22 protein-coding genes and 2 pseudogenes are annotated in these 23,926 nt (G+C 68.0%); 11 read left to right on the forward strand and 13 right to left on the reverse strand.

The window, feature by feature from the left end:
* Nucleotides 1–98: 98 nt before the first annotated feature.
* From lysX to ACYQ0R_RS13085, 6 genes and pseudogenes are all read right to left on the reverse strand, one after another.
* A pseudogene (gene lysX / locus ACYQ0R_RS13060) lies at nucleotides 99–992 on the reverse strand (lysine biosynthesis protein LysX); the annotation flags it as partial.
* Between the two features lie 35 nt (nucleotides 993–1,027).
* Nucleotides 1,028–1,216: a lysine biosynthesis protein LysW gene (gene lysW, locus ACYQ0R_RS13065; RefSeq protein ID WP_459824503.1), complete on the reverse strand. Its 189-nt coding sequence runs from the start codon at nucleotides 1,214–1,216 to the stop codon at nucleotides 1,028–1,030.
* Between the two features lie 212 nt (nucleotides 1,217–1,428).
* A complete protein-coding gene (gene argH / locus ACYQ0R_RS13070; protein ID WP_459824506.1) occupies nucleotides 1,429–2,925 on the reverse strand; it encodes an argininosuccinate lyase in 1,497 nt (498 codons plus the stop codon).
* 4 nt (nucleotides 2,926–2,929) lie between these two features.
* Entirely contained in the window at nucleotides 2,930–4,153 is a 1,224-nt protein-coding gene (locus tag ACYQ0R_RS13075; RefSeq protein WP_459824509.1) for an argininosuccinate synthase, read from the reverse strand.
* Between the two features lie 428 nt (nucleotides 4,154–4,581).
* Nucleotides 4,582–4,881: a DUF424 domain-containing protein gene (locus ACYQ0R_RS13080; protein ID WP_459824512.1), complete on the reverse strand. Its 300-nt coding sequence runs from the start codon at nucleotides 4,879–4,881 to the stop codon at nucleotides 4,582–4,584.
* Entirely contained in the window at nucleotides 4,882–5,700 is an 819-nt protein-coding gene (locus ACYQ0R_RS13085) for a tetratricopeptide repeat protein (RefSeq protein ID WP_459824515.1), read from the reverse strand.
* 140 nt (nucleotides 5,701–5,840) lie between these two features.
* On the opposite strand from ACYQ0R_RS13085, the gene ACYQ0R_RS13090 reads away from it, so the two are divergent.
* Nucleotides 5,841–6,008 (forward strand): hypothetical protein, encoded by a 168-nt coding sequence (locus ACYQ0R_RS13090; RefSeq protein ID WP_459824518.1) that lies wholly within the window; start codon nucleotides 5,841–5,843, stop codon nucleotides 6,006–6,008.
* A gap of 94 nt (nucleotides 6,009–6,102) precedes the next feature.
* On the opposite strand, the gene ACYQ0R_RS13095 is transcribed toward ACYQ0R_RS13090, so the two are convergent.
* Nucleotides 6,103–7,038 (reverse strand): DUF3891 family protein, encoded by a 936-nt coding sequence (locus tag ACYQ0R_RS13095; RefSeq protein WP_459824521.1) that lies wholly within the window; start codon nucleotides 7,036–7,038, stop codon nucleotides 6,103–6,105.
* Between the two features lie 34 nt (nucleotides 7,039–7,072).
* Between ACYQ0R_RS13095 and ACYQ0R_RS13100 the strand changes: the two genes are divergently transcribed.
* Nucleotides 7,073–7,561 carry a hypothetical protein gene (locus ACYQ0R_RS13100; protein WP_459824524.1) on the forward strand — a complete coding sequence of 163 codons (489 nt, stop codon included), beginning with the start codon at nucleotides 7,073–7,075 and terminating at the stop codon, nucleotides 7,559–7,561.
* On the opposite strand, the gene ACYQ0R_RS13105 is transcribed toward ACYQ0R_RS13100, so the two are convergent.
* Entirely contained in the window at nucleotides 7,495–8,331 is an 837-nt protein-coding gene (locus tag ACYQ0R_RS13105) for a proline dehydrogenase family protein (protein WP_459824527.1), read from the reverse strand. The two genes, ACYQ0R_RS13100 and ACYQ0R_RS13105, sit on opposite strands and share 67 nt — an antisense overlap.
* A gap of 173 nt (nucleotides 8,332–8,504) precedes the next feature.
* Here ACYQ0R_RS13105 and ACYQ0R_RS13110 point away from each other — a divergent pair, with 173 nt between their 5' ends.
* From ACYQ0R_RS13110 to ACYQ0R_RS13130, 5 genes are read left to right on the forward strand one after another with little or no spacing between them, the layout of a single operon-like run.
* The gene (locus tag ACYQ0R_RS13110) at nucleotides 8,505–9,785 is read left to right on the forward strand and encodes an ABC transporter substrate-binding protein (protein WP_459824530.1); all 1,281 of its coding nucleotides are present in this window, start codon (nucleotides 8,505–8,507) and stop codon (nucleotides 9,783–9,785) included.
* Between the two features lie 13 nt (nucleotides 9,786–9,798).
* Nucleotides 9,799–10,725: a branched-chain amino acid ABC transporter permease gene (locus tag ACYQ0R_RS13115; RefSeq protein ID WP_459824531.1), complete on the forward strand. Its 927-nt coding sequence runs from the start codon at nucleotides 9,799–9,801 to the stop codon at nucleotides 10,723–10,725.
* Nucleotides 10,726–10,760: 35 nt separating this feature from the next.
* Nucleotides 10,761–11,903: a branched-chain amino acid ABC transporter permease gene (locus ACYQ0R_RS13120; RefSeq protein ID WP_459825776.1), complete on the forward strand. Its 1,143-nt coding sequence runs from the start codon at nucleotides 10,761–10,763 to the stop codon at nucleotides 11,901–11,903.
* Entirely contained in the window at nucleotides 11,896–12,747 is an 852-nt protein-coding gene (locus tag ACYQ0R_RS13125; protein ID WP_459824533.1) for an ABC transporter ATP-binding protein, read from the forward strand. The genes ACYQ0R_RS13120 and ACYQ0R_RS13125 overlap by 8 nt, the downstream gene beginning before the upstream one ends.
* Entirely contained in the window at nucleotides 12,744–13,454 is a 711-nt protein-coding gene (locus ACYQ0R_RS13130; RefSeq protein WP_459824535.1) for an ABC transporter ATP-binding protein, read from the forward strand. Before ACYQ0R_RS13125 ends, ACYQ0R_RS13130 begins: the two co-directional genes overlap by 4 nt.
* Nucleotides 13,455–13,466: 12 nt before the next feature.
* On the opposite strand, the gene ACYQ0R_RS13135 is transcribed toward ACYQ0R_RS13130, so the two are convergent.
* The 3 genes from ACYQ0R_RS13135 to ACYQ0R_RS13145 form a co-directional block, all read right to left on the reverse strand.
* Complete coding sequence (locus ACYQ0R_RS13135) at nucleotides 13,467–14,657, reverse strand: ABC transporter ATP-binding protein (RefSeq protein WP_459824537.1); 1,191 nt, start codon at nucleotides 14,655–14,657, stop codon at nucleotides 13,467–13,469.
* Nucleotides 14,658–14,782: 125 nt separating this feature from the next.
* A complete protein-coding gene (purL, locus tag ACYQ0R_RS13140) occupies nucleotides 14,783–17,011 on the reverse strand; it encodes a phosphoribosylformylglycinamidine synthase subunit PurL (RefSeq protein WP_459824539.1) in 2,229 nt (742 codons plus the stop codon).
* A gap of 72 nt (nucleotides 17,012–17,083) precedes the next feature.
* Entirely contained in the window at nucleotides 17,084–17,461 is a 378-nt protein-coding gene (locus ACYQ0R_RS13145; protein ID WP_459824541.1) for a hypothetical protein, read from the reverse strand.
* A 79-nt stretch (nucleotides 17,462–17,540) separates the two neighbouring features.
* On the opposite strand from ACYQ0R_RS13145, the gene ACYQ0R_RS13150 reads away from it, so the two are divergent.
* Nucleotides 17,541–18,626 carry an MBL fold metallo-hydrolase gene (locus ACYQ0R_RS13150; RefSeq protein ID WP_459824544.1) on the forward strand — a complete coding sequence of 362 codons (1,086 nt, stop codon included), beginning with the start codon at nucleotides 17,541–17,543 and terminating at the stop codon, nucleotides 18,624–18,626.
* 78 nt (nucleotides 18,627–18,704) lie between these two features.
* Nucleotides 18,705–19,703, forward strand: coding sequence for a dihydroxyacetone kinase subunit DhaK (dhaK, locus tag ACYQ0R_RS13155; protein WP_459824547.1), 999 nt, complete (start codon nucleotides 18,705–18,707; stop codon nucleotides 19,701–19,703).
* Between the two features lie 40 nt (nucleotides 19,704–19,743).
* Here dhaK and ACYQ0R_RS13160 read toward each other — a convergent pair whose 3' ends face one another.
* The gene (locus ACYQ0R_RS13160; protein ID WP_459825778.1) at nucleotides 19,744–21,144 is read right to left on the reverse strand and encodes a TiaS agmantine-binding domain-containing protein; all 1,401 of its coding nucleotides are present in this window, start codon (nucleotides 21,142–21,144) and stop codon (nucleotides 19,744–19,746) included.
* Between the two features lie 181 nt (nucleotides 21,145–21,325).
* On the opposite strand from ACYQ0R_RS13160, the gene ACYQ0R_RS13165 reads away from it, so the two are divergent.
* Nucleotides 21,326–22,297 (forward strand): transcriptional regulator, encoded by a 972-nt coding sequence (locus ACYQ0R_RS13165; protein ID WP_459824549.1) that lies wholly within the window; start codon nucleotides 21,326–21,328, stop codon nucleotides 22,295–22,297.
* A gap of 169 nt (nucleotides 22,298–22,466) precedes the next feature.
* Here ACYQ0R_RS13165 and minD read toward each other — a convergent pair.
* Nucleotides 22,467–23,552: pseudogene (gene minD / locus ACYQ0R_RS13170) on the reverse strand (cell division ATPase MinD); the annotation flags it as partial.
* Between the two features lie 208 nt (nucleotides 23,553–23,760).
* On the opposite strand from minD, the gene ACYQ0R_RS13175 reads away from it, so the two are divergent.
* Nucleotides 23,761–23,925, forward strand: coding sequence for a hypothetical protein (locus ACYQ0R_RS13175; RefSeq protein WP_459824552.1), 165 nt, complete (start codon nucleotides 23,761–23,763; stop codon nucleotides 23,923–23,925).
* Nucleotide 23,926 lies beyond the last annotated feature (1 nt).

The following is a 23,926-nucleotide window of genomic DNA, read 5'->3' on the forward strand; positions in this document are numbered from 1 at the left end:
GTGTGCGTCGTCGCCTCCTCCGAATCGTCGATCACTTCGTTGCCCGCCGACGCCTCGTTGCCCGCCGACGCCTCGTCGTCCGCCGACGCCTCGTCGCCCGCTGACTCGCCGTCGGTCGGGTCGCTACTCGTCGCCGAGCCTGCCTTCGTCTCCAGCCAGTCGACGACCGCCGCGGGGACGTCGACGTCGACCGCGTCGTTCAGCGCCTTGAACTCGACGGTGTGGTTCACCTCGTGGACCGTGTACTCGCCCGAGTCCGCGCCGCCGACCTCCATCAGGTCGACGCCGAGCAGACCGCCGCCGACCGCATCGGAGGCCTTCTCGACCAGATCCAGCGCCTCGTCGTCCAGATCGAAGCTCGCCGTCTCGCCGCCTTTCGCGGCGTTGGTGAGCCAGTGGTCCGACGTGCGGGTCATCGCGGCGATCGGGTCGCCGTCGACCGCGACGACGCGGATATCACGGCCCGGCTTCTCGACGTACTCCTGGACGTAGAACACCTTGTGCTCGTAGTGGCCGAGCGTCGCCTTGTGTTCCAAGATCGCCTCTGCGGCGTTCCGCGAGTCGATCTTCGCCATCAGCCGGCCCCACGAGCCGACGACGGGCTTGAGCACGCACGGATAGCCGAACTCCTCGATGATCTCGAGGGCGGCGTCCGTGGTGAACGCGACCTCCGTGGTCGGGGTCGGCACGCCCGCCGCTGCGAGCCGCAGCGAGTTCTTCGCCTTGTCGGCACAGACGTCGGCCGTCTCGGGACCGTTGACCACGGGCACCCCGTAGCCGTCGAGAAACTCCGTCGCGTACAGCGACCGGCTCGTCGCGAGACACCGGTCGACGACGACGTCCAGATCCTCGACGGCCGCGGTCGTCGAGTCGAGCCCGAACCGCTCCGTCCGGACGTCGATCTTCGTCACCTCGTGGCCGCGGTCGCGAAGCTCCGACAGCAGGAGCTTCTCGTCCCGGCGGATCCGCGAGTAGAGGATGCCGACCTTCATCCCGACCACTCCGAGCGAGTCGCCGTCGCCGTCATCTACTCGCCCCAGTCCTCCTCGAGCTCGGGCGCCTCCTCCAAGACGACCGGATCGAGCGAGATGACCTCGAGCTCGGCCCCGGTGACCGGGCTGTCGATGATCTCGCCGACCTCGACGTCGGCCGGCAGCTCGATCTCCTCGCCAGTGATCGGATCCTCCGCATGCAGCGTGTCGCTGTCACTCGTCATCGTACACGCTACTCGCGCCCATACGCATATAAACGCTTCGGAATCATAATGAAGCATACATAACGTAGATATGCCTATACGGGGGCAAGAACGAGTTTCAGTCGTTCCTCTGTATTCCAGTGTCAGATGTTGGTTATATATGCGTCGACCCCGGGTGGGGTCGCGGCCGCGCTCGGCGTGCGCGTCGCGACCGCCGTGGCGGGCACGAGGAATCAGACACGCCGACGCACCTCGTCGTCGAGCTCCTCCGCGGCCGCCGCGAGCGTCTCCCGGCGACTCGCGAGCGCGGCGGCGTCGTCCTCGTGGCGGCGCTTCGCGGCCGCGATCGTCTTCGTCACCGCGTCGGGAGCCGGACCGCCCGCGGAGTCCCGGCTCGCGACGCTCGCCGCCGGGTCGAGCACGCGCTCCACGTCGTCGCGGCTCACGTGCTCGAACAGCGACTCCCCGAGTACGGTGCGTGCGGCCGCGTCGACTTTCGTCGCCGCCGTTCCGGGGTCGTCGCCGTCGTCGATCGTCGCCGCGGCGTCCGCGACGACCTCGTGAGCCGTCCGGAACGGGAGCCCCGCGGTCGCCAGCAGGTCGGCGACGCCCGTCGCCGTCGAGAACCCCTCGCCAGCCGCCTCGGCCAGCGTCGCCTCGTTCCAATCGGCGGTCGCGACCGCGCCGGCGGCGATCTCGGTCGCCTCGCGAACGTCGTTCGCGATCTCGAACACGCTTGCGTGAGCGCGCTGGAGGTCGCGGTTGTACGCGCGCGGAAGCCCCTTGAGGAGACTCAGCGTCCCGGTCGCTTCGCCGATCGCGTCGCCCGCCACGCCGCGGGTCAGCTCCAGCGTGTCCGGGTTCTTCTTCTGTGGCATGATCGACGACGTCGATGCGTAGTCGTCGGACAGCTCGAGATACCCCTTGTTCGCGAACAGGATCAGATCCTCGGCGAGACCCGACAGCGTCGTCGCCAGCGTCGCGGCGGCGGTCGCCGCCTCCGCGAGGAAATCCCGCGAGGAGGCGGCGTCCATCGAGTTGCGGACGATCCCGTCGAATCCTAACAGCTCGGCGGTGCGGTCGCGGTCGACGTCGAACGTCGTTCCCGCGAACGCCGCCGCACCGAGCGGCGAGCGGTTCACGCGGTCGTAGGCGTCCAGCAGCCGGCTCGTGTCGCGAGCGACTGCCCCCTCGTACGACAGCAGGTAGTGGGCGACCGTCGTCGGCTGCGCGGGCTGGAGATGGGTGTACCCCGGCATGATCGTCTCGACGTGGTCGCTCGCGACCGTCGCGAGCGCCTCGCGCAGCGTCAGCGTCGCCGCGGCGACCGCCAGCACGTCCTCGCGAAGCCGGTACCGGATGCACGTCGCCACCTCGTCGTTGCGCGAGCGCGCGGTGTGCATCCGTCCGCCGTCGGGGCCGACCCGCTCGATCACGGCCGTCTCGATCGCCTCGTGGACGTCCTCGCCGTCCGGCAGCTCGCCGTGACCGGCCGCCTCCACGTCGTCGAGCGCGGCGAGGATCTCGCCGGCGACCGCGTCGTCGACGATCCCCTGCTCGGCGAGCATCACCGTGTGCGCGCGGTCGACCGCGAGGTCGGCCTCGAATATCGCCGCGTCGGCGGCGAGGCTCGACAGGAACCCGCGGGCGGGGCCACCGCTGAAGCGATCGCCGCGGACGGCCGGGCCGGACGCGTCCGCGTCATCGTCGGTGCCCGAGTCGTCTGTCATCGACTCAGTTCTCGTCGTCGCCGCTCCCGTCGGTTGCGAGTTCGGGTTTCGAGACACCGGCTTTCACGTCGTTGGCGAGCCGCTCTTGAAGTCCGTGGTACTTCGCGACGCCCGTGGCGTCCTCCTGGGCGATGCCGGCGACGTCCTCGGTGTTGAACGAGGCCATCTCCTCGGAGTAGACGGCGTACTCGGAGTCGCGGGCGACGACGCGGCAGTTCCCGCCCGCCACCTTCACGGTCGCGGTGCCGGTGACGACGTCCTGCGTCTCGTCGATGAAGGCGTTCAGCGCGTCGACGACGGGCGCGAACACGAGCCCCTGATACGCCTTCTCGGACCACTCGTGTTCGATCCCCTTCTTGAACGAGCGCTCGTTTTTCGTAAGAACGAGGTCCTCGAGCGCCTGGTGGGCGGTAAGGAGCACGGTCGCGGCCGGGTGTTCGTAGTTCTCGCGCACTTTTAGTCCGAGCATGCGGTCCTCCATCACGTCGGTGCGGCCGACGCCGTACGCGCCCGCGTGTTCGTTGAGGTACTGAATCAGCGAGACGGGGTCCATCTCCTCGCCGTCGACGGCGACGGGAACGCCAGCCTCGAACGTCACCTCGATCGTCGTCTCTCCGTCCGGCTCGGCGGTCCACTCGTAGATCTCCGCCGGCGGCTCGTAGTCGGGGTCCTCCAGTTTGCCGCCCTCGACCGCACGCGACCAGATGTTCTCGTCGATCGACCAGACGCCGCCGTCGCCGGTCTCGACGGGGAGGTCGTTCTCCTCGGCGTACTCGATCTCCCACTCGCGGGTGAGTCCGAGCTCGCGGACGGGCGCGATCACGTCCAGATCGGAGCCGCGCCACACCGCCTCGAACCGGAGCTGATCGTTCCCCTTCCCCGTACACCCGTGCGCGATCGCGTCACAGTCCTCCTCCTCGGCGACGTCGAGGATCGCCTCGGCGATGACGGGACGCGCGAGAGCGGTACCGAGCGGATATCCCTGATACGTCGCGTTCGCCTTCACCGCGTCGAGACACAGGTCGGCGAACTTCGCTTTCGCGTCGACGACGTGAAGGTCGAGGCCGAGCGCCTCGGCGGTCTCCTCCGCCTCGTCGAACTCGTCGGTCGGCTGCCCGACGTCGACGTTGACGCCGATCACTTCGTCGTAGCCGTACTCCTCTTTTAAGATCGGGACGCAAACTGTCGTGTCGAGCCCCCCACTGAACGCGAGTGCAACGGTTGCCATTACTGAGGAACAGACGGCTTACGCCCTTAAATTCAACGGTTTAGAGTTAGTAAGAAAAACACAGGAGCGACGCTATCGACACCGCGGAGAGCGGAGTTGGAACTGTACGGAACGGAACGGCGCGAACGCGACGAGGGAAGTGTAGTTATCGGCCACGGGGGGCCGGTCGTCGCGCCGCGCCGGAAACCGGTCGCGGTCGGACGACTCGTCGCGTTCGTCGCGAGACTCGTCGCTCTCGGAAAAGGGCGGCGACGCGACGAGTCAGCGCGCTCATTGACGAAACGTAGCCACGTCCGGATATAAAAGCGTTCCGTGACGGGCCCGAGATCAGGTTCGCATCCGGGTTCGTATCCGGGTTCGCATCCGGGTTCGCATCCGGGTTCGCGTCCGGGTTCGCGTACAGATCCGCGGTCACGAACGTGAGTGGCTCACAGCCACAGCAGCTGTGCGTGCCGCGTCTCCTCGAACTCCAGTACGGTCTCCTCGTCGACGAGGCCGGCATCGACGGCGACGCCGACCGCTTCCGTCCCGACGATGTTCGCGACCTGCGCGCGCTGCAGCCCTGCGACGACCTCCTCGGCGGTCGCCTCGACGGCGTCGTCGCCGCCGTAGAACGACTCCGAGACGGTGATCGTCGCCGTGCCGTTGTCGTACGTCTCGCCGAGACAGTCGCTGTCGCAGACGGAGACGAGCAACCCCTCCTTCGTCTCGCGCTCGCGAAGCAGCATTTAAAAGCCCTCGGGGCCCTCGCCTTGCAGATCGCGTTCGCGACCGTCGCCTCGTCCGCCCATCGGGCCGCCGCCGGCGTGTTCCTCGACCAGCCGTCCCTCCGTCTCGCGGCGGATCTCCTCCGCCTGCTCGGCGATCTCCTCCGCCTGCTCGTGCTCGCCGGCCTCCTCGAGCGCCCGGGCCTTCTCCTCTAACACGTCGGCGTCACGATGTCCCAGCCGGATCGCGTTGTCGAAGCATTTCACGGCGTCCTCGGCGAGCCCCCGCTCGATCAGGAAGAAGCCGCGGTTGTACCACGCCTGCGCGAATCGGGGGTCGATCTCGACGGCGCGCTCGGCGTGTTCGAGCGCCTGTTCGTGACGGCCGAACTCCCAGAGCGCGTACGCGAGGTTGGTCTCGGCGGTCGCGGCGTGCTCGGAGTCGTCGTCGATCCGTAGCGCCTCCTCGTACGCGCCGATCGCCCGGTCGAACTCCTCCAGCTCCGCGTGGGCGACACCCTTGTTCACCCACGCCTCCTGCTCGTCGAGGCTGTCGTCCTCGGCGAACCGCGCGGCGCGCTCGAACGTCTCCGTCGCCTCCTCGAAGCGGTTGATCTCCATGTACGACAGCCCCACGTCGAGCAGCTGGTCGACGTCGACCTGGTCGCTTGCGACGTTCCGCTGATCGAGCTGATCGGTCAACACCCGCGAGTCGACGGGGTCGACCTTCGTGGGGTCCACCTTCAGCTCCGGCGGGTCCAGCGTGAACTCCTCGTAGTCGGCGTCGACGCCCTGCCCCGAGGAGAACTCGTGTCGGTCGTCGTCCCGCTCGTCGGTCATACCGGCGGATTGGCGACCACGATGGGTAAGGGTTACGTCGTCGGGAGCGGCGCGTGACGCGCCCACACGTACCGGTCGCGGTCGGAAACGACACCCACCAACCCGCACGACTTATGTCCCGGTCGACCGCTACCGGACTCATGGAGTCGCTGCTGTTCACGGGACTTTTCGCGCTCGTCGCCGCGTACGGCGCGCTGTGCGTCTCCGATCCGGCACTCTCGCTCCGCCTCGACCGCACCGCGAAACGGACGGATCCCGACCGAGCCGCGACCGCGCTCGCGACGCTCGTGGCGACCTCGATGCGGTGAGGTTCGGTTGCTCTCGATGTAGTGAGCTTCGGCTGTTCTCGGTGCGACGATGCTTCGTTCGGCCGGTCCGGTGGACGGCCGACAGTCCGGCGGATCACGCTGGACGGCAAACGATCCGCAGATCCCTCGTTTCGGCCCCGTAATACTGCCGCAGCAGCGTCTCCTCGGTCTCGAACGACGTCCGATTCACGGTTCGTGACGGCACGTTCACGACGATCGGTGACTCGCGAAACGGATACGGGGAGAGTCGGTACTCGGCCGCTCCGGTCGGTCTCGCGGTCAGCGTCGTATCCGCGCGACCCGGCTCCGTCGGCACCCGGTCGACCGATATCGCGTCGCTCACCCCGGGGTCGCTCGGCGGCGTCGCCGAACAGAGCCGGAGGGCCAGCGCGTCGAGCGCGGCGAGCAGCCGATAGTTCCGCCAGAGTCGTGACTGGTCGCCGTCCGTCCCGGAGCCACCATCGGCTCCCGCTCCGCCGGAGTCGGTTGCGGTTCCCGCTCCGCCGGATCCATCCGGTGGGCGACCGGTTTCGTGGATGGCGTCGAGGAGTTCGACATCGGCCGCGGAGAGTCGGTCATCGTCCGGATCCTCGCGAAGCTCGGCGGCGAGCGCTCGCTGTCGACGCTCCTCGCGGTCGACGAACTCCCGAAACGCGCTCGGCGTTGCCCCCCACGACGGCGAGAGCCCGTACCGCTGTCGCCGGAGCCCGGAGCCGTGCATCGAGACGAGCAGTCCCGCGTAGCGGTCGACGCGAGCGACGTCGTCGATCCCTCGTCCGTACAGATCGATCCACTCCGTAGGCGGGAGCTCGTAGAACGCCTGCGGCGACCCGTCAGCGTTGCGTCGCGGTCGGCGGTCCCGAGGCCACCAGCCGTCGTCGTGGGCATACACCGCGAGTCGGACCGCGGCCGTCGGGGTCGCCCGGGTGAGTTCCGACCCGCCCCATCGCTCGGCGAGCCGTCCCGCCAGCGCGGCGTGGTCCGGCTGCGTCACGAACCGGATCCGGTCGTCGAACTCGGCGAGTATCATACTCGACCGTGGGCGATGACGCTCATAAGTGTGGGTGACGACGTCGCTCACGGAAGGGCCCGTGATCGACTTCGATGCGCGGGACTCCGAGCGATTCGAGGCGTTCGTGGCGTCGCCCTCCGAGACGATGGACAGGTTTGCGACCGCGCTGCCCGTTCGTCGGCGGAACGGCGAGACGATTTCAGTCGACGCGAGCTCCGTCGTCGGCTCCCACTGGGGGTCACTCCACGCGGACGTGGAGCGGTTCGAGATCGACCGTCGGTCGGCCGTTGAGGCCACGGGGGAGTGGCGTGGTGAAGTCACTGTCTCCCGACCGGACGGATCGGAAATTCCGGTACAGGTGTCGATGACGGGTCTTGGTTCGGCCGAGTTCGTCTACCGGTTCAGCGAGGCGGGCGGCGCGATCCGGCTGGTGTGGGTGGCCGGCACGGTCGCGGGATCGCGACCGGGGTCGAGCTACCGGCCGACGACCGCCCTGAGCGCGAACAGCGCGTTCGACTTGCGTTCGCGGATCCGCCGGTAGAAGTAGGAGGCCCACTTCGACCCGTACGGCGCGTACTGGTACACATCGATGTCCTCGGCCAGCTCGAACTGTGCGCGCTCGCGAACGCCCATCAGCATCTGGATCTCGTAGGGGGTCTCGTGTTCGGCGTCGAGCTCGCGGGCGTGGTCGATCATCGTCGGGTCGTGGCTGCCGACCGCGACGCCATCGTCGAACGCCTCGAACGCGTACCGCAGGTCCTCGCGGTAGGCCTCGTCGACGCGCGCCTTCGACGTGTATGCGACAGCCGCGGGCTCGTCGTACGCACCCTTTACGAGCCGGACCTTGCCCGGGAGCCCGGCGAGCCGTTCGAGGTCCTCGCGGGTCCGTTTCAGATTCGACTGGACGCAGACGCCCACGTTTCCGTCCGTCTCGACAGCGTAACGCTCGAAGGCGTCGAGCGTGACGTCCGTCGTGTGGTGATCTTCCATGTCGATCCAGACGAACACGCCGGCGTCCGCGCCGGCGGCGACGATCCGGTCGAGGTTCTCCCGAAAGATGTCGCCCGCGACGTCGAGCCCGACCTGGCTCGGCTTCACGGAGACGCAGGCGTCGAGGTCGCGATCGGCGATCGAACGGATCAGCGAGACGTACTCGTCGGCGTCCCCGTCGGCCGGTTCCCGCTCCGCGTAGTGCTCCCCGAGGAGATTCAGGATGCCGGCAACCCCGCGGTCGTTGAGCTCCTCGACGTGTGCCAGCGCCGCGTCCGGATCCTCGCCGGCGACGAAACCGTTCGCGATTGGCGGTAACATAGTCGGATCCGGGAGCCGTTCTCACTTATAAAGACACCCGACCATTCGTTTCGCCGACGTTCGTCCGAAGAAAGCGCCGCTCGCATCGCATCTCGACATGGAGCCGGCGTGGGCGACCATGGTCGGGGGTGGATTCACCGAGGTTAATATCCTGTGAGCGATAGAGGGAACGTATGCCACGAGATATCACGGACCGGCGGACGGTGCTGAAAGCGAGCGGCGGGATCGGCATCGCCGCACTCGCAGGGTGTCTGGAAACGACTGACGAGGATCCGGCCGACGACGACACGGCCGATGACGACACGACCGACGACGCCGGCGACGACGACGGAGACGAGGCGGTCTACGAGATCGGCATGGTCGACTCGCTGACCGGGTCGCTCGCGGACTTCGGGGAGCGCAACCAGCGGGCCCTAGATCTGGCGCTGGCGGACGTCAACGACGTGGGCGTGAACGGGCGCGAGCTCGACGTCATCGTCGAGGACTCCGAAAGCGAAAGCCAGGGGGGCGTCGCGGCCGCCCAGAAGCTCGTCAACCAGGACGAGGTGCCGTTCCTCATCGGGGCCGTCGGCTCCGGGGTGTCGCTGTCGATCTACGAGAGCGTCATCCAGGGGACCGGCGTCGTCCAGTTGAGCCAGAACTCCACGGGACTAGGGCTGACCGACTTCCCCGGCCTGCTTCGGATGTCGCCGAGCGGCCGGACCCAGTCGCTCGCGCTCGCGGACATCATCCTCGAGGACGGCTACGACGAGGTGGCGGTCACCTACATCAACGACGAGTTCGGCGAGAGCCTCTTCGACGCCTTCGAGGAGGCGTACGAGGGGGAGATCGTCTACGACAGCTCCCACGACGGCGAGGCCGCGTCGTACTCGAGTCTGGTCTCGGAGATGAACGGCTCCGGCGTGGAGGCGTGGCTCTGTATCACCTACCAGCAGGAGTTCGCGACCATGGTCCGGAACATGTTCGAGAGCGGCTACGAGCCGCAGCTGTATGGGGCCGACTCCAACCGGGGCGATACGGTCATTGAGAACACGCCGGAAGGCAGCATGGACGGGATGAAGCTCGTCGAGCCCGCCGCCCCACAGGATCAGGAGAACTACCAGGCGTTCGCCGCCGCCTTCGAGGCGGAGTACGGCGAGTCCCCGACCGCCTGGTCAGCGTTCGCCTACGACTGTGTCGTCACGGCCGCGCTGTCGATCCAGGCCGCGGACGAGTTCACCGGCGAGGCGCTGGGCGAGGTGGTCCGCGACGTCACCCGCCCGGAGGGCGAGGAGGTGTTCACCTACGAGGAGGCCCACGCGATCCTGGCCGACGGCGGCGGCCCCGACGACGTCGATTATCAGGGCGTCAGCGGCCCGATCGACTTCGACGAGAACGGCGACCCACGGGGAAGCCTCGCGGTGTTCGAGGTCCGGGACCACGGCTACGAGACCATCGAGTTCCGGCAGTCGTAACGGCTCTCAGTTCATGTCCACACTCGAATTAGTCGCCAACGGGTTGGTTTATAGCAGCATCATCGTCCTCGGGAGCATCGGCCTCTCGCTGATCTACAGCATCGCCGGGTTCGCGAACTTCGCCCACGGCGACACGCTGACCGTCGGCGCGTACGCCACGCTCGTAGCTTTCGGCCTTCTCGGCGGGGTCGGGTTTACGGTGCTCGGGCTCCCGCTCGGATTTTTCGTGGCGCTCGCGGTCGGCATCGCCGTCGCCGCCGTCGTCGCCGTGATCACCCAGCGGATCGTCTACGATCCGCTCGAGATCGGCTCGATCGGGCTGTTGATCACGTCGATCGGCGTCGCGTTCATCTACCGGGCGCTGATACAGCTCGGCTTCGGTGCCGACGCGATCCGCTACGATCTGCCGACCTTGCGCCCGATCGAGTGGTTGATCCCCTACGGGATCCGGATGACCCAGCACGACGTCGCCATCGTTTTGACCGCGGCGGCGCTCGTCGTCGGACTCCACGTGCTGCTCCAGCACACCGATCTGGGGCGGAAGATGCGGGCTATGGCCGATAATCCGGATCTCGCACGCGCGAGCGGGATCCGTACCTACCGGGTGAAGATCTGGTCGTGGGTCATCGGCGCCGGGCTCGCCGGCGCCGGCGGCGCATTCCTCGGCCTGTTCAACCAGCTCGTCCCCCGGATGGGGTTCAACGTGCTGCTCGTGATCTTCGCCGCCGTCATCCTCGGCGGCATCGGCTCCGTCTACGGGGCGATGCTCGGCGGATTCCTCATCGGCATGGTCGTCGAGATGACACCGCTTCTATCACGGGCCGGGATCCCGATCGGCATCGAGTACGCCGAGGCCGTGGCCTTCGTGATCATGGTTGCGGTCCTGCTCGTGCGACCGACGGGGATCGCCGGGGACGGGACCGCGGGGGAGGGGTTGTGATGTCGGCCCTTGCTCTCCGCGAACGGTGGGCGTCGATGACCGCGACGGAGTTGGCCGTGACCGTCGGCCTCGGCTTCGTCGCGCTCGCGCTGTTCGTCGCGACGTTGTCGGGCGCGCTCGGCCCCTCGTACTTCCTCTTTCTGTTCGGACTCGGAGGGATGTACGCGCTGCTTTCGCTCGGGTTGAACTCCCAGTGGGGGTTCACCGGACTGATCAACTTCAGCGTCGCCGCGTTCTTCGGGCTCGGGGCCTACGGCGCCGCACTCATGACCGGAAGCAACTCCCCGATCGCCGGCGGCTTCAACCCGCTGGCCGGACTGGCCGTCGGCCTCGTGTTGGCGGCGGTCGTCGCCGTCGCGATCGGCATCCCGACGCTGCGACTGCGGGCGGACTATCTCGCGATCGCCACGCTGGGGCTTGCCGAGGTGATCCGGCTGATCGTCCGCAACGAGCGGCAGTGGACCAACGGCAGCGCCGGGATCCGGGGCATCCCGAGCTTCTTCGAGGGATGGCCGATGCTCGGTGTCTTCCCGGAGACCATGCCCGGGCTCCGGATCGAGGTGGTCCCAGGCTCGCCGGTCGTTCTCGGCACCACCTTCTGGCGCCAGCTGCTCAACGTTTCGCTGATTTTGGCGTTCCTCACGGTCGCGTTCCTCGTGTTGCGGCGCGCGCAGCGGTCCCCATGGGGGCGGGTCCTGCGGACGATCCGCTCGGACGAGAACCTCGCGAAGGCGCTCGGGAAGAACACGTACGCCTACAAGATGCAGGCGTTCGTGCTCGGGAGCGTCCTGATGGCGCTGGCGGGCGTCTTCTACGCGCACCTCAACCTCTTCGTCAACCCCGGCGACCTCGACCCGATCACGACCTTCTACGTCTGGGTCGCCGTCATCCTCGGCGGGAGCGGCTCGAACCGCGGCGCGCTGCTCGGGGGCTTCGTCGTCGTCGCGATCCGGGAGGGCTCCCGGTTCGTCAACGACGTCGCGTGGTTCCCCATCGAGGGGGCGCCGCTCCGCCTGTTGATGATCGGGTTGTTGATCGTGCTTGTCATGCGGTACCGCCCACGGGGACTGCTTCCACCACAGCGGGAGCTGATCTGGCCGAGCGCCGTCTCCGGGGCCGCCCCGAAGCGGCCGGAAAGCGGCGTGCGCGACCGCAAAGGAGGTGGGTCGGATGAGTGAGACGGCGGGCTCCGATCACGCCGGCGTCGACGACGCGGACGATCACGCCCGACTCCCCTCCGGCGCGGTCGAGGGGAAGGACGATGTCGTGCTCCGGGTCGAGAACCTGGAGAAGTCGTTCGGCGGCTTGATGGCGACCGACCACGCGACCTTCGAGGTCGAACGCGGCACGATCACCGGCCTCATCGGGCCGAACGGCGCCGGCAAGTCGACGCTGTTCAACCTCATCTCGGGCTTTTACCAACCCGACGGCGGGACCGTCACGGTGGACGGAACCGATGTGACCGGACACGCGCCGTACAAGGTCGCCGAGCACGGGCTGATCCGGACGTTCCAGACGCCCCGGAAGCTCGAGGGGATGACCGTCCGCGAGGCGATGCTCGTCGGGCCGCGTCGCCAGCCGGGCGAGTCGTTCGTGAAGCTGTTCACCTCGCCTGGGACCGTCGGCGAGACCGAAACGCGGAACCTCGAGGCCGCCGAGCGAATCCTCGAGGAGTTCGAGATCGACCACCTGGCGACCCAGCCGGCCACGGACATCTCCGGCGGACAGATGAAGCTCGTCGAACTGGCCCGGGCGATGCTGGCGGAGCCGGAGATTCTGCTACTCGACGAGCCCGTCGCGGGCGTCAACCCGACGCTCGCGAGGAAGCTCGAGGAGCAGATCCGCCGGCTCAACGAGGATGGAACGACCTTCCTGCTGATCGAACACGACATGGAGTTCGTGATGGATCTCGCGGACCCGATCGTCGTCCTCGATCAGGGAAGCGTCCTCACAGAGGGGTCGCCGGAGACGGTCAGAGCCGACGACCGCGTGATCGACGCCTATCTCGGGGGTGGCGCATGAGCGAGACCGTCCTCGAGCTCAGTGGGGTCGACGGGGGGTACGGGAAGGTGCAGGTGCTCCGGGACCTCTCGGTGCGACTCGACCGCGGCGAGATCGTCTGTCTCGTCGGGCCGAATGGGGCCGGCAAGTCGACGGTGCTCAAAACGGCGTTCGGCATGCTGACGCCGTGGGAGGGGTCGGTCACATATCACGGTCTGGACATCTCCGGTATGGCGCCCGAGAAGATCGTCCGGGAGGGGATCGGCTACGTGCCCCAGTCCGAGAACGTCTTCAGCTCGCTGACCATCGAGGAGAACCTCCGGATGGGCGGCGTTGCCCGCAAAAACGGGCTCGGGGAGACGATCGACGAGCTCTACGAGCGGTTCCCGCTGCTCGACGAGAAGCGGACCGCGAAGGCACGAACCCTCTCGGGCGGCCAGCGGCAGGTGCTGGCGTTCGCGCGGGCGCTCGTCATGGAGCCGGACGTGCTGCTGATCGACGAGCCGTCGGCCGGACTCGCGCCCAACACCGCCGACGAGGTGTTCGAGGACGTGCAGGCGGTCAACGAGATGGACACGTCGATCCTCATGGTCGAGCAGAACGTGAAGAAGGGGCTCGGCATCTCCGACCGCGGCTACGTGCTCGACCAGGGAACGGTGCGGTTCGAGGGGACGCCGGCGGAGCTGCTCGGCGACGAGGAGGTCTCCCGGCTCTACCTCGGCGGCTGACCCAGGGCGATTTCAATCGTTCCGCTGGCACGTCACGCCGCCGTCGGCCGTCGGACCGCCACTCGGATACCACGCCAGGGGATGGTCGGCGACGAGGTCGACGCTCACCCACTGGTCGAGCTCGAACTCCTCGACGTGGTTGTGGAGGCAGTGCACGGACTCGCCGGAGTCCAGCTCGACGCGGTAGATGAACGAGGGGCCCACGTACTGCCGTGAGACGACCTTTCCGTCGGCGACGGCCGCGTCGGCCGGGGTAGCTCGCAGGTCGTCCGGACGCACGAGCACGTCGACCGGCGCGCCGTCGTAGACGGTGTCGTACCCCTCGAGTGCGGCGGCGTTGAACCGCCCAACGCCGGTTTCGACCTTTCCGTCGCAGAGACACCCCTCGAGGAACGACGCCCGGCCGAGGAAGGAGGCGACGAACTTCGACTCCGGCTGCTCGAACACCCCCTCTGGGCGACCGATCTGCTCCAGTTCTCCGTCGTTCATCACGGCGACGCGGTCGGAGATGGACAGCGCCTCCTCCTGGTCGTGGGTGACCGACACCGCGGTGACGCCAGCCGCCTTCAGGATTCGTCGGACCTCCTCGCGCATCTCCACGCGCAGCCGGACGTCGAGGTTCGAGAACGGCTCGTCCAGAAGGAGGACGTCGGGCTCCGGCGCGAGCGATCTGGCGAGTGCGACTCGCTGCTTCTGGCCGCCGGACAGCTGATCCGGCGTCTTCTCCCCGTGTTCGGGCATGTCGACCAGCTCCAGCAGCTCGTCGACGCGGTCACGGGTCGCCGCCTCGCTTTCGTCCTCGAGGCCGAACGCGATGTTCTCCCGAACGGTGAGATGCGGGAACAGCGCGAAGTTCTGGAACACGATCCCGACGTCCCGACGCTCGGGGGGAACGAACGCGTCGCCGTCGGCGACCGTCTCGCCAGCGAGCGTGATCGTCCCCCCGGTCGGCTCCTCCAGCCCGGCGATCATCCGAAGCGTCGTCGTCTTTCCGCAGCCTGACGGTCCCAGAAACGTCACCAGCTCCCCCCGTTTGACCTCCATCGAGACTCCTTCCACGGCGGTTTCGGGTCCGAAATCCTTACTCACGCCGGCGAGCGACAACACCGTCTCCTCCGACGCCTCCTCGCTCGATGCCGACTCGAGCGAGGCCGGCGTTCGCTCCTCCGAGCGTGTCGTCCCGACCGTGTCTGTTTGAGCCATCGGTGGATGCGGGCGTCGGTTCGCCGACGTCCCGTCTTATCCGGATATATTTTAGGAGACCCTAAAAGAATATCGTTCGCTTTCGCTCGACGGGAATCACGGCTAAAACGGACGATATCGGCCGCTCACGCGAGTTCGCGCTCGATCACGCCCCGAAGATCGCGGATCCGGTCGGCATCGACGTCGAGGGTTGCGGCGTCGGCATCGCCGGCGTCCGTTCGGACGGACAGCGACAGCGTCCCGTCGGTCGTCACCTCGCCGAGACGAAACACCGGGATGGTACCGGCTAGCTCCGCCACCGATTCGGGGTTCGTCGTCTGGACGACGAGCCGTCCGGGCGTCTCCTCGAACGCCGCGACGTGGTCCGGGAGCTCGACGACCGCGCCCGCTTCGTCGGTGACGAGCTCCGCGAGCGCCACCGCGAGCCCGCCGTCGCTCACGTCGTGGGTCGCCACCGTGTCGTCGTGGCGAGCGATCCGCGCGAGCGTCGCGACGAGCTCGTCCGGGTCGTCCGGGAGGTCAGGGAAGCGGTCGGTCCCGCCGAGCCGCGCGAGATACTCCGACCCGCCGAGTGCATCCCCGGACTCGCCCACGAGCAGGAGCGTGGAGTCGTCCGCGACGTCGGCGTCGAGCGCGGCCGGCGGCGCGTCGTATCCGCGTTTCGTTCCGATCAACGCGAGCGTCGGCGTCGGCGGGATCGGCCCCGCGACGCTGTCGTTGTACAGCGAGACGTTGCCGCCGACGACGGGTGCACCGAGATCGGCACACGCGTCAGCAAGCCCGTCGACGATCCCCTCGAACCCCCCGTACACCTCCGGCTTTTCAGGGTTGCCGCCGTTGAGACAGTCGACCGCGGCGAGCGGAACCGCACCCTTCGCAGCGAGATTCGTCGCGTTCTCGACTGCGACCGCGCGAGCGCCCTCGTAGGGAGCGACGCTCGTCCAGTTCGGGTTCGCGCCGGCGGAGAGCGCGACCCCGACGCCGTCACCCACTGCGGGCTCGGCGTCGGTCTCCGCGGCGGCCGCTTCACGGACCGCGACGATGGCGGCATCGTCGCCGGGTTTCATCGCAGTGCGCGTCCCGACCTCGTGGTCGTACTGGCGATACACCCAGCGCTTGCTCGCGGTGTTCGGGCTCGCGACGACGGCCTCGAAGGCGTCCGCGAGCGTCGGTGCCGGGAGATCGCGGTCGGGCTCGCTCGACGGCTCGCTCGCGAGGTCGTTCATCGGCGCGCCCTCCGCGAGGAACTCCGCGTCGACGTCGACGACCGTCTCGCCCCCGAACTCGCAGACGTAGTTCCCCTCGGTCACCTCGCCGATGACCGAACAGCCGAGGTCGAACCGCTCGGCGAGCTCGCGGACCCGGTCGACGTCGGCCGGATCGACCTCGTAGCACATCCGCTCTTGACTCTCCGCGAGCAGGATCTCCAGCGCGTTCATGTTCGGCTCGCGCTGATGGACGCTGTCGAGCTCGATGTGGGCACCCAACCCGCCCTTGGCGACGAGCTCGGAGGACGCGCCGCCGAGGCCGGCCGCGCCGAGGTCGCGCGCGGAGCGGATCAGGTCCTCGTCGAGCAGCGCCTCGTTGCACTCGATCAGCCGCTTCTCTGCGTACGGGTCGCCGACCTGCACCGCAGGACGGTCCTCAGTTTCGGCGTCCTCGGCGAGATCCTCGGAGGCGAACGACGCGCCGCCGAGCCCGTCTCGACCCGTCGCGTTGCCGACGAGGACGAGCGCGTTCCCCGGCTCCCGTGCGGTCGCGGTCACCAACCGGTCCTCGTTCGTGAGGCCGACGCAGGCGACGTTGACGAGGGGGTTTCCCTCGTAACCGTCGTGGAACGCGACGCTGCCCCCGACGGTCGGGACGCCGATGCAGTTGCCGTAGTGGGAGATCCCCTCAACGACCCCCTCGAAGAGGTATCGGGAGTGCTCGCGGTCGAAGCCGCCGAAGTACAGCGAGTCGAGCAGAGCGATCGGGTACGCGCCCATCGACATCGTGTCGCGGACGATACCGCCGACGCCGGTCGCCGCGCCGTCGAACGGGTCGACGTAGGAGGGGTGGTTGTGGCTCTCGATCCCGAACGTGACGTACGTGTCGCCGTAGTCGTCCGGGTCGCGGTCGGCCGGCGGGGTGTCGGCCGCGTCGGGGTCCGGGAGCGCGAGCACGGCCGCGTCGTCGCCGGGACCGACGACGACTTGGTCGCCCTCGCTGTCGAACGCCGACAGCAGCGGGCGCGAGGAGCGGTACGCGCAGTGTTCGCTCCAGAGATTCTCGAACAGCTCGGCCTCGGCGGGCGTGGGCTCCCGGTCGAGCTCCGCGACGACGAGCTCGTGGTCCGTCTCGGGCAGGCTCATTCACTTATGTGGTTATCTCTCCGACTCTAATGCTTTTCTATGTGCACGTTCGTGGATTCCCTTGACCGATCCTCACAACGCGGCGACCACGCCGCCGTACACCAACAGCGCGCCGGCCACGGCGACGCCGACCGCCTGCAGATTGAGTCGGATCGCGCGCTGGCGGTCCGACTCCAGCGCCCGCGGGTCGGTCACCTCGTGGGTTCCGTCGCCGACGTCGAACACGCCGACGCCGGCGAAGCCGACACAGAAGCGCGCGCGGTACTGGATGAACCCCAACGCCGCGCCGTAGAGCGGGAACACCGTCACCAGCAGCGTCCACGCCGGTAACCCGATCGAGATGACGGCCGCCACGATGACGACCGCGGCGAGCAGCGAGGCGACGCCGAGCGCGAGCCGCTTTCGCTGCTCGGACGGGCCGATGTTGCAGACCCCGGGCTGATACTCCATACGTCCACGTTGTGCGGTCTCCCTGAAAAGGTGTTTCACCGAGAGCAACCCTCAAAAGGGCTCCCGACGACGTCCGAACGTGAAACGGATCCAGCTCGGTAACACCGTCTTCGAGGGTGAAAACAACGCCTACCTGCTCGGCGGCGAGACGACGACGCTCGTCGACACCGCCGTCGCGATCCCCGAGGTGCGCTCGGAGTTCGAGACCGGTCTGGCTCGCCACGGGGTGGCGATGGCCGACGTCGACGCCGTCGTGCTCACCCACTGGCATCCGGACCACGCGGGGCTCGCGGGCGAGATACAGGCGGCAAGCGGTGCGGACGTGTTCGTTCACGAGGCCGATGCGCCCCTCGTCGACGGACGCGAAACGCCGCTCGCGGCGGACCCGGAGCTCCAGCGCGACACCTTCGACCGGTGGGGGATGCCCGAGGCGCCTCGCGACCGCCTGCAGTCCTTTTTCGCGTCGGTGACCGCGGAGCTCAGCGGTCGCCATCCCGACGTGACGACGTTCGTCGATGGCGACCGGATCGAGGTCGACGGCGCGGAGCTCGAGGCTGTTCACCTTCCGGGACACTCCGCGGGCCTCACCGCGTTCGCGTTCGATCCCCGAGACGTTCCTGACCACGAGCCGGTCGCGGGCCCCGCCGACACCGATCCTGAGGAGGCGTTCACGGGCGACGCCGTGTTGCCGCGGTACACGCCCAACGTCGGCGGAGCGGACGTGCGCGTCGCGGCGCCGCTCGCCGACTACGCGGCGAGTCTCGCTCGCGTCGTCGACCGCGACTGGGATGCCGCACACCCCGGTCATCGCGACCGGATCGACGAGCCGAGCCGACGTGCGGCGACGATCCTCGACCATCACCGACACCGAACGCGACGCGTCGTCGACGTTCTCGACCGTCTCGGGCCGCTCACCGCATGGGAGACGTCGGCCGAACTGTTCGGCGATCTGGAGGCGATCCACATCCTCCACGGGCCGGGCGAGGCGTTCGCCCACCTCGAGCATCTCGTGAACGCGGGGGTCGTGGAGCGGGACGGCACGCGGTACCGCCTCCTCGCCGACGCCGTCCTCGACGACACCGACGACAGCGATGCTCACGTCGACCTCGACGAACTGTTCCCGACGACCCGTCTCGACGGCGTCGTCGACGGCGCGGACGCCTAGCAACGTCCGGACACGGACCGCTGACCGCTCAGTCGCAGGGTATCTTTTTGTGTTGGTCCGTGTATACACTAATGGATCATGAAGAAGCTCATTAACGACCCCGGCGACGTGGTCGACGAGATGCTCGACGGAATGGTGACGGTACATCCCGAGTACGTCCGCCGGCTCGACGGACAGGAGGTGCTCGTACGCGAGGACGCACCGGTCGACGGCAAGGTGGGAGTCGTCTCCGGCGGCGGCAGTGGACACGAACCGACACACGCTGGGTACCTCGGCGAGGGAATGCTCGACGGGGCGGCCGCGGGTGAGATCTTCACGTCCCCGACCGCCGACCAGCTCGGCGAGATGGTCAAGGCGTGTGACGGCGGCGAGGGCGTGCTCTGTGTCGTGAAAAACTACGAGGGCGACGTGATGAACTTCGACACGGGCGCGGAGATGGCCGAGATGGAGGACGTCGAGGTCGAGCAGGTCGTCGTCGACGACGACGTCGCGGTCGAGGACTCGCTGTACACCAGCGGTCGTCGCGGCGTCTGTGGCACCGTTTTCGTCCACAAAGTCGCAGGCGCGAAGGCGGCCGAGGGCGCGGAGCTGAGCGAGGTAAAACGCGTCGCCGAGAAGGCGAACGACAACGTCGGCACGATGGGGACGGCGCTCACCTCGTGTGTCACGCCCGAGAAGGGCGAGCCGACGTTCGACCTCGGGGAAGAGGAGATCGAGCTCGGGATCGGGATCCACGGCGAGCCCGGCACCGAGCGGGTCAAGCATATGCCCGCCGACGAGATCACCGACCACCTCACGGAGGCGGTCCTCGAGGATCTCGGCACCGACGCCGGTACGGAGGTCGCGACGATCGTCAACGGGATGGGTGGGACGCCGCTCTCGGAGCTGTACGTCGTCAACCGTCGGCTCCAGGAACTGCTCGATGAGAAAGATGTCGAGACGTGGGACGCGTGGGTCGGCGACTACATGACGTCGCTCGACATGATGGGCTGTTCGATCACCGTCCTCGAACTCGACGACGAGCTGAAGGAGCTGCTCGCCGCGCCCGCGGACACCCCGGCGCTGAAGGTACAGTGAGCCGTCGGCACTGGCTCTCGGTCGTTTCGTAGCCGCGGACTCACCGCTCGGGATGCGTCTCGGCGTCGAACCCCCCACGGACCAGCGGCTTCGCCACGTGTCGACGGGCGCTCGGCGGCACCTCGTACCAGCCGGTGTCGATATCGCGGTCGATCGGTCGTGCAACCCGTTCGGGCTCCGACGTCCCGCAGTCGCGACAGCGGTACCCCTGTCCGCGACCCGCCGAGCTCATCCGTCGTTCGCAGTCGGGACACGTCGGTGTCGTGCGCTCCGTCCGAACGAGGTCGCGGACGGCGAACTTCTCGAGTTTGAGCGTGGACCGCTTCGTCGACGTCGAGCCGCCGAGATCCGGGGTCTCCCGCACCTCGTGTTCGCCACAGACGGTGAGTCGGTCGCCCGGCCGGAGCGCGCGAACGCGGTCGCGAAACCGTCCGGTCGGCGCGAACGCGACGCATCGAAGCAGCTCGTCCCGATCGGCGCGTGCTCCGACGTCGACGTGGACGTGTCCACCCCGCCTCGTCTCCGGCTCCCCGGCGACGATTCCCGCGACGCGATACCCCGCGCCGTCGCGGAGTGCGCCGATCCGGCCGGGGTCGACGTGAGCGTCCGTCCCCTGGTTCGTGAGAAACGTTGCGGCGCGGTCGACCGGCTCGCTCGCGATCCCCTCGGCGACCGCGCGACACGCCGTGGGGTCGTCGCCGCGGATCCCGTGGAGGATCGGCCCCGGCGCGTTCGGCACGCAGACGACCGCTCCCGTCTCGCGGTCGACCGTGTCCCACACCGTCGGATAGCCGCGCTCCGCGGCGGTAAAGACGGAATCGGCGTCGACCTCGCGGGGCGTTCCACAGCGGTCGAACTCGCGGTACGAGACGTGCTCGTGTGTCCAGTCGTCGAACGCGAGCGGCGCGCCGACAGCGGCGAGCGCGCCGATTCGACCGCGCCCCTCGACGGGCGACGCCGTCTCCGCGCCGGTGGTCCCGTCTCGCCGCCCCTCCGTCGCGATCCCGGCGTGACGGAAGCCGTGGTCGGCGGCGAGCTCGGTCGCCTCCTCGAGTGTGAGTCGCTCGCGGAGCGCGCGGCGAGCGAACTCGCCGACGGGATCGGGGATCGTCGACGTTGCGGGGTCGAAGGGGTCCCCGGCGACGTCGATGTCGGCGACGACCACGCCGGGCGACGTGCGTGGGTCGTCGTGAACGGCGAGCTCTCCGATCAGCTCCCGGGCCGTCGCGAACGCCGCCGCCGCATCCACCCCGTCGACGTGGAGCGCCACCGCCGCGTTGCCGCGCGTCTTGTGTTTCACCGCCGGATTCAGCCTGATAAGCAGCCGCCGTCGGACGCGTGCGTCCGCGTCGACGAGCCGCTCCGCGAGCAGCGTCGCGACGTACGTCGTGCACATCCCGTCGGTTCGGGAGTCGGTGTCGTCGACGGCGACGATGGTCACGAGTGACACGTTTCGGCGTCGCGAACAAGCCGGTTTCGGGGACCGCCGACTTATAAACGCCACCCCCGAAGTATATAAACTCGGATCGATCATCGCGGAGGAAACCGCAAGCGGGCGGCAGCGTTCCGCCTGACTCTCCCCGACACAACGTATATATGTCGCGAGAAGCGTACTCACGACCATGTCCCGGACTGCGCTGATCGGCAACGTAACCGCGATGCTGGAGGATGCGGGGTTCCTCGTCAGCGACCGGTGTGCGGTCCGGCCCAAAAGCTTCGACGTGGCCGCCCGGCGGGAGGAGGACCTCCTGCTTTTGAAGATCCTCGGCAACGTCGACGCGCTCGACTCCGCGACCGGCGAGGAGCTGCGTCGTCTCGGCGAGTACCTCGAGGCGACGCCGATGGTGATCGGGCTCCGGACTCGCGACGAGGAGCTGAAGCCGGGCGTCGTCTACTTCAGACACGGCGTGCCGGTGATCAACCCGGACACGGCCTACGAGCTGTTCGTCGAGGGAATGCCGCCGCTCATCTACGCCGCACCCGGCGGCCTGTACGTGAGCCTCGATGGGGACCTGCTTGCGGACGAGCGCGAGGAGCGCGGCTGGTCGCTCGGCCGCCTCGCAACCGAGCTTGGCGTCTCGCGTCGGACCGTTTCGAAGTACGAGGACGGGATGAACGCCTCCATCGAGGTGGCGATCCAGCTGGAGGAGCTGTTCGACCAGCCGTTCTCCAGCCCGGTCGACGTGCTCGACGGCGCTGACGAGGTGCGCGATGCGGATCCCACGCCCGCCGCGCCCGAGGCTGACCCCGACGACGAGCACGTCGTCCACGTGCTCACCAGCGCCGGGTTCACCGTTCACCCGACGGACCGCGCCCCCTTTAAGGCGGTCTCGGAGGACGAGGACGCCTCGCGGATGCGACTGCTCACCGGCCATTCGGCGTTCACCAGCGCCGCCGAGAAACGCGCGCGGATCATGGCGTCGATCGGGCGGGTCGCGCACACACGGTCGGTGTACTTCACCGAGGAGGACGAGAAGCGAGAATCCGTCGACGGCACCGCGCTCGTCTCCTGTGCGGAGCTCGCCGAGGTAACCGACCCGGACGAGATCCGCGAGCTGATCCGCGACCGCGCGGAGGCCCCGTCGGAAGCGTAAGAACCCGTAGCGTCGACAGTCCGGGGCATCGCCGCTTCATATGCAGCGTTCGGTTCGTCGGCAGCGTTCGGTTCGTCGGCGGCTCTCGATTCGCTAGCGGTCGATCGAACACACGAGCCGGAGCGAAGCGGTCCGACGCCCGTCACCGACCGAACAGCCGGCTGAAAAATCCGCCTCCACCGTTCGACTCTGTCTCGTCCGATTCTGCATCGTCAGAAGTCCCATCGTCGGCCTGATCCCCATCATCGGCCTGATCCTCCTCGTCCGTCTCGTCTCCGGTCGCAGCTCCGGGCTGCTCGGCTTCCTCGTCGGCGAGCACGGTTCCGGCCGTTCCGGTGTCGTCGTCACGGAACGGAACGCTCCCCGCGAGTTCGTCGTCGATCTCGTCGGTCTCCACTGGCTCTCTCGCTTCCGCGTCCGTTTCCGACGCGTCCGCAGCTTCGTCGCTGGTCGGTTCCGCCTCACTGACGAGGGAGTCGATATCGTCCGGACCGCTCGCGTCGCCCACGTCGGTCGTGTCGGTTGCATCGTCCGTCTCGGCCTCGGGATCGGGAACGGACTCCCCGGTTAGCTCCCGCGCGAGGTCGCGGTATGCCGCCGTTGCGGGTGCGGTCGGCGCGAACGTCACGAGTGGTTCGGTGGCGCGCTCGGCTGCCGCGACCGACTCGTCTTCGGGAACTCGTCCGAGCACCGTCGTCTCGAGCAGCTCGTCGACGAGCGTCAGATCCGGGTCGTCCGGATCGACGCGGGTGATCGCCGCGCCGGCGACGCTCCCGCCGAGCCGCTCGGTCAGCTGACGCGTTTTCTCCGTGTCGCCGAGCGCCCCGCGCTCGGATGTGGAGACGAGCAGCGTCTCGTCGGCCAGCGCGAGCGGGAGCGAGGAGTCGTGTGAGAGGCCGGCTCCGGCGTCGACGAGAACGTAATCGACGCCGTCGAACGCCCGGATCACGTCCCGGATCCCCGAGGGGTCCGCCTCGGCGTACGCGTCGAGGTCGGTTTCGCCCGGAACGACGCGCAGCCCCGCCGGGCCGTCGTGGATCGCGTCGAACGGATCGGCTCGTCCGGCGAGCACGTCGTGAACCGTCGTTTCGCCGACCTCCACGCCGAGTACGCCGGCGAGGTTCGCCATGCCGATGTCGGCGTCGACCGCGACGACGTCGGCTCCCGACTCCGCGAGTATCGTCGCCACTGCCGCGGTCGTGGTGGTCTTCCCGACTCCACCCTTCGCCGAAGCGACCGCATACACCGTTACCATACCGTCAGGGTCCGACGACTGATACTTAAAGGTACGCGCGGATCGGCGGGATCCGGCGTGTGGCCGGCGCTCCGGCGCGTGGCTGGCCTGCAGCGTACTAGGGTTCGTAACTGTTCCCAAATTCAGTAGCATTTAGTAGTATTCGGACATATTCAGGAGTTCTATCTTACCGTAAAATACTTATCTAAGACTAATTTATTACTAAGTGATGGCTGACGGCGATTCGACTAATGTGAACATCGAACTCCCGCAGGAGGACTTCGAGTTCCTGAAAGACTACAAAGACGAGATGGGGCTGACATGGGAAGGTCTCCTGAAAGCCGGAACACCGTTCAAAGAGTGGAAAAACCAGCAATACACCAACGACGAGTAAC

The organism is Halorubrum luteum, assembly GCF_054652935.1.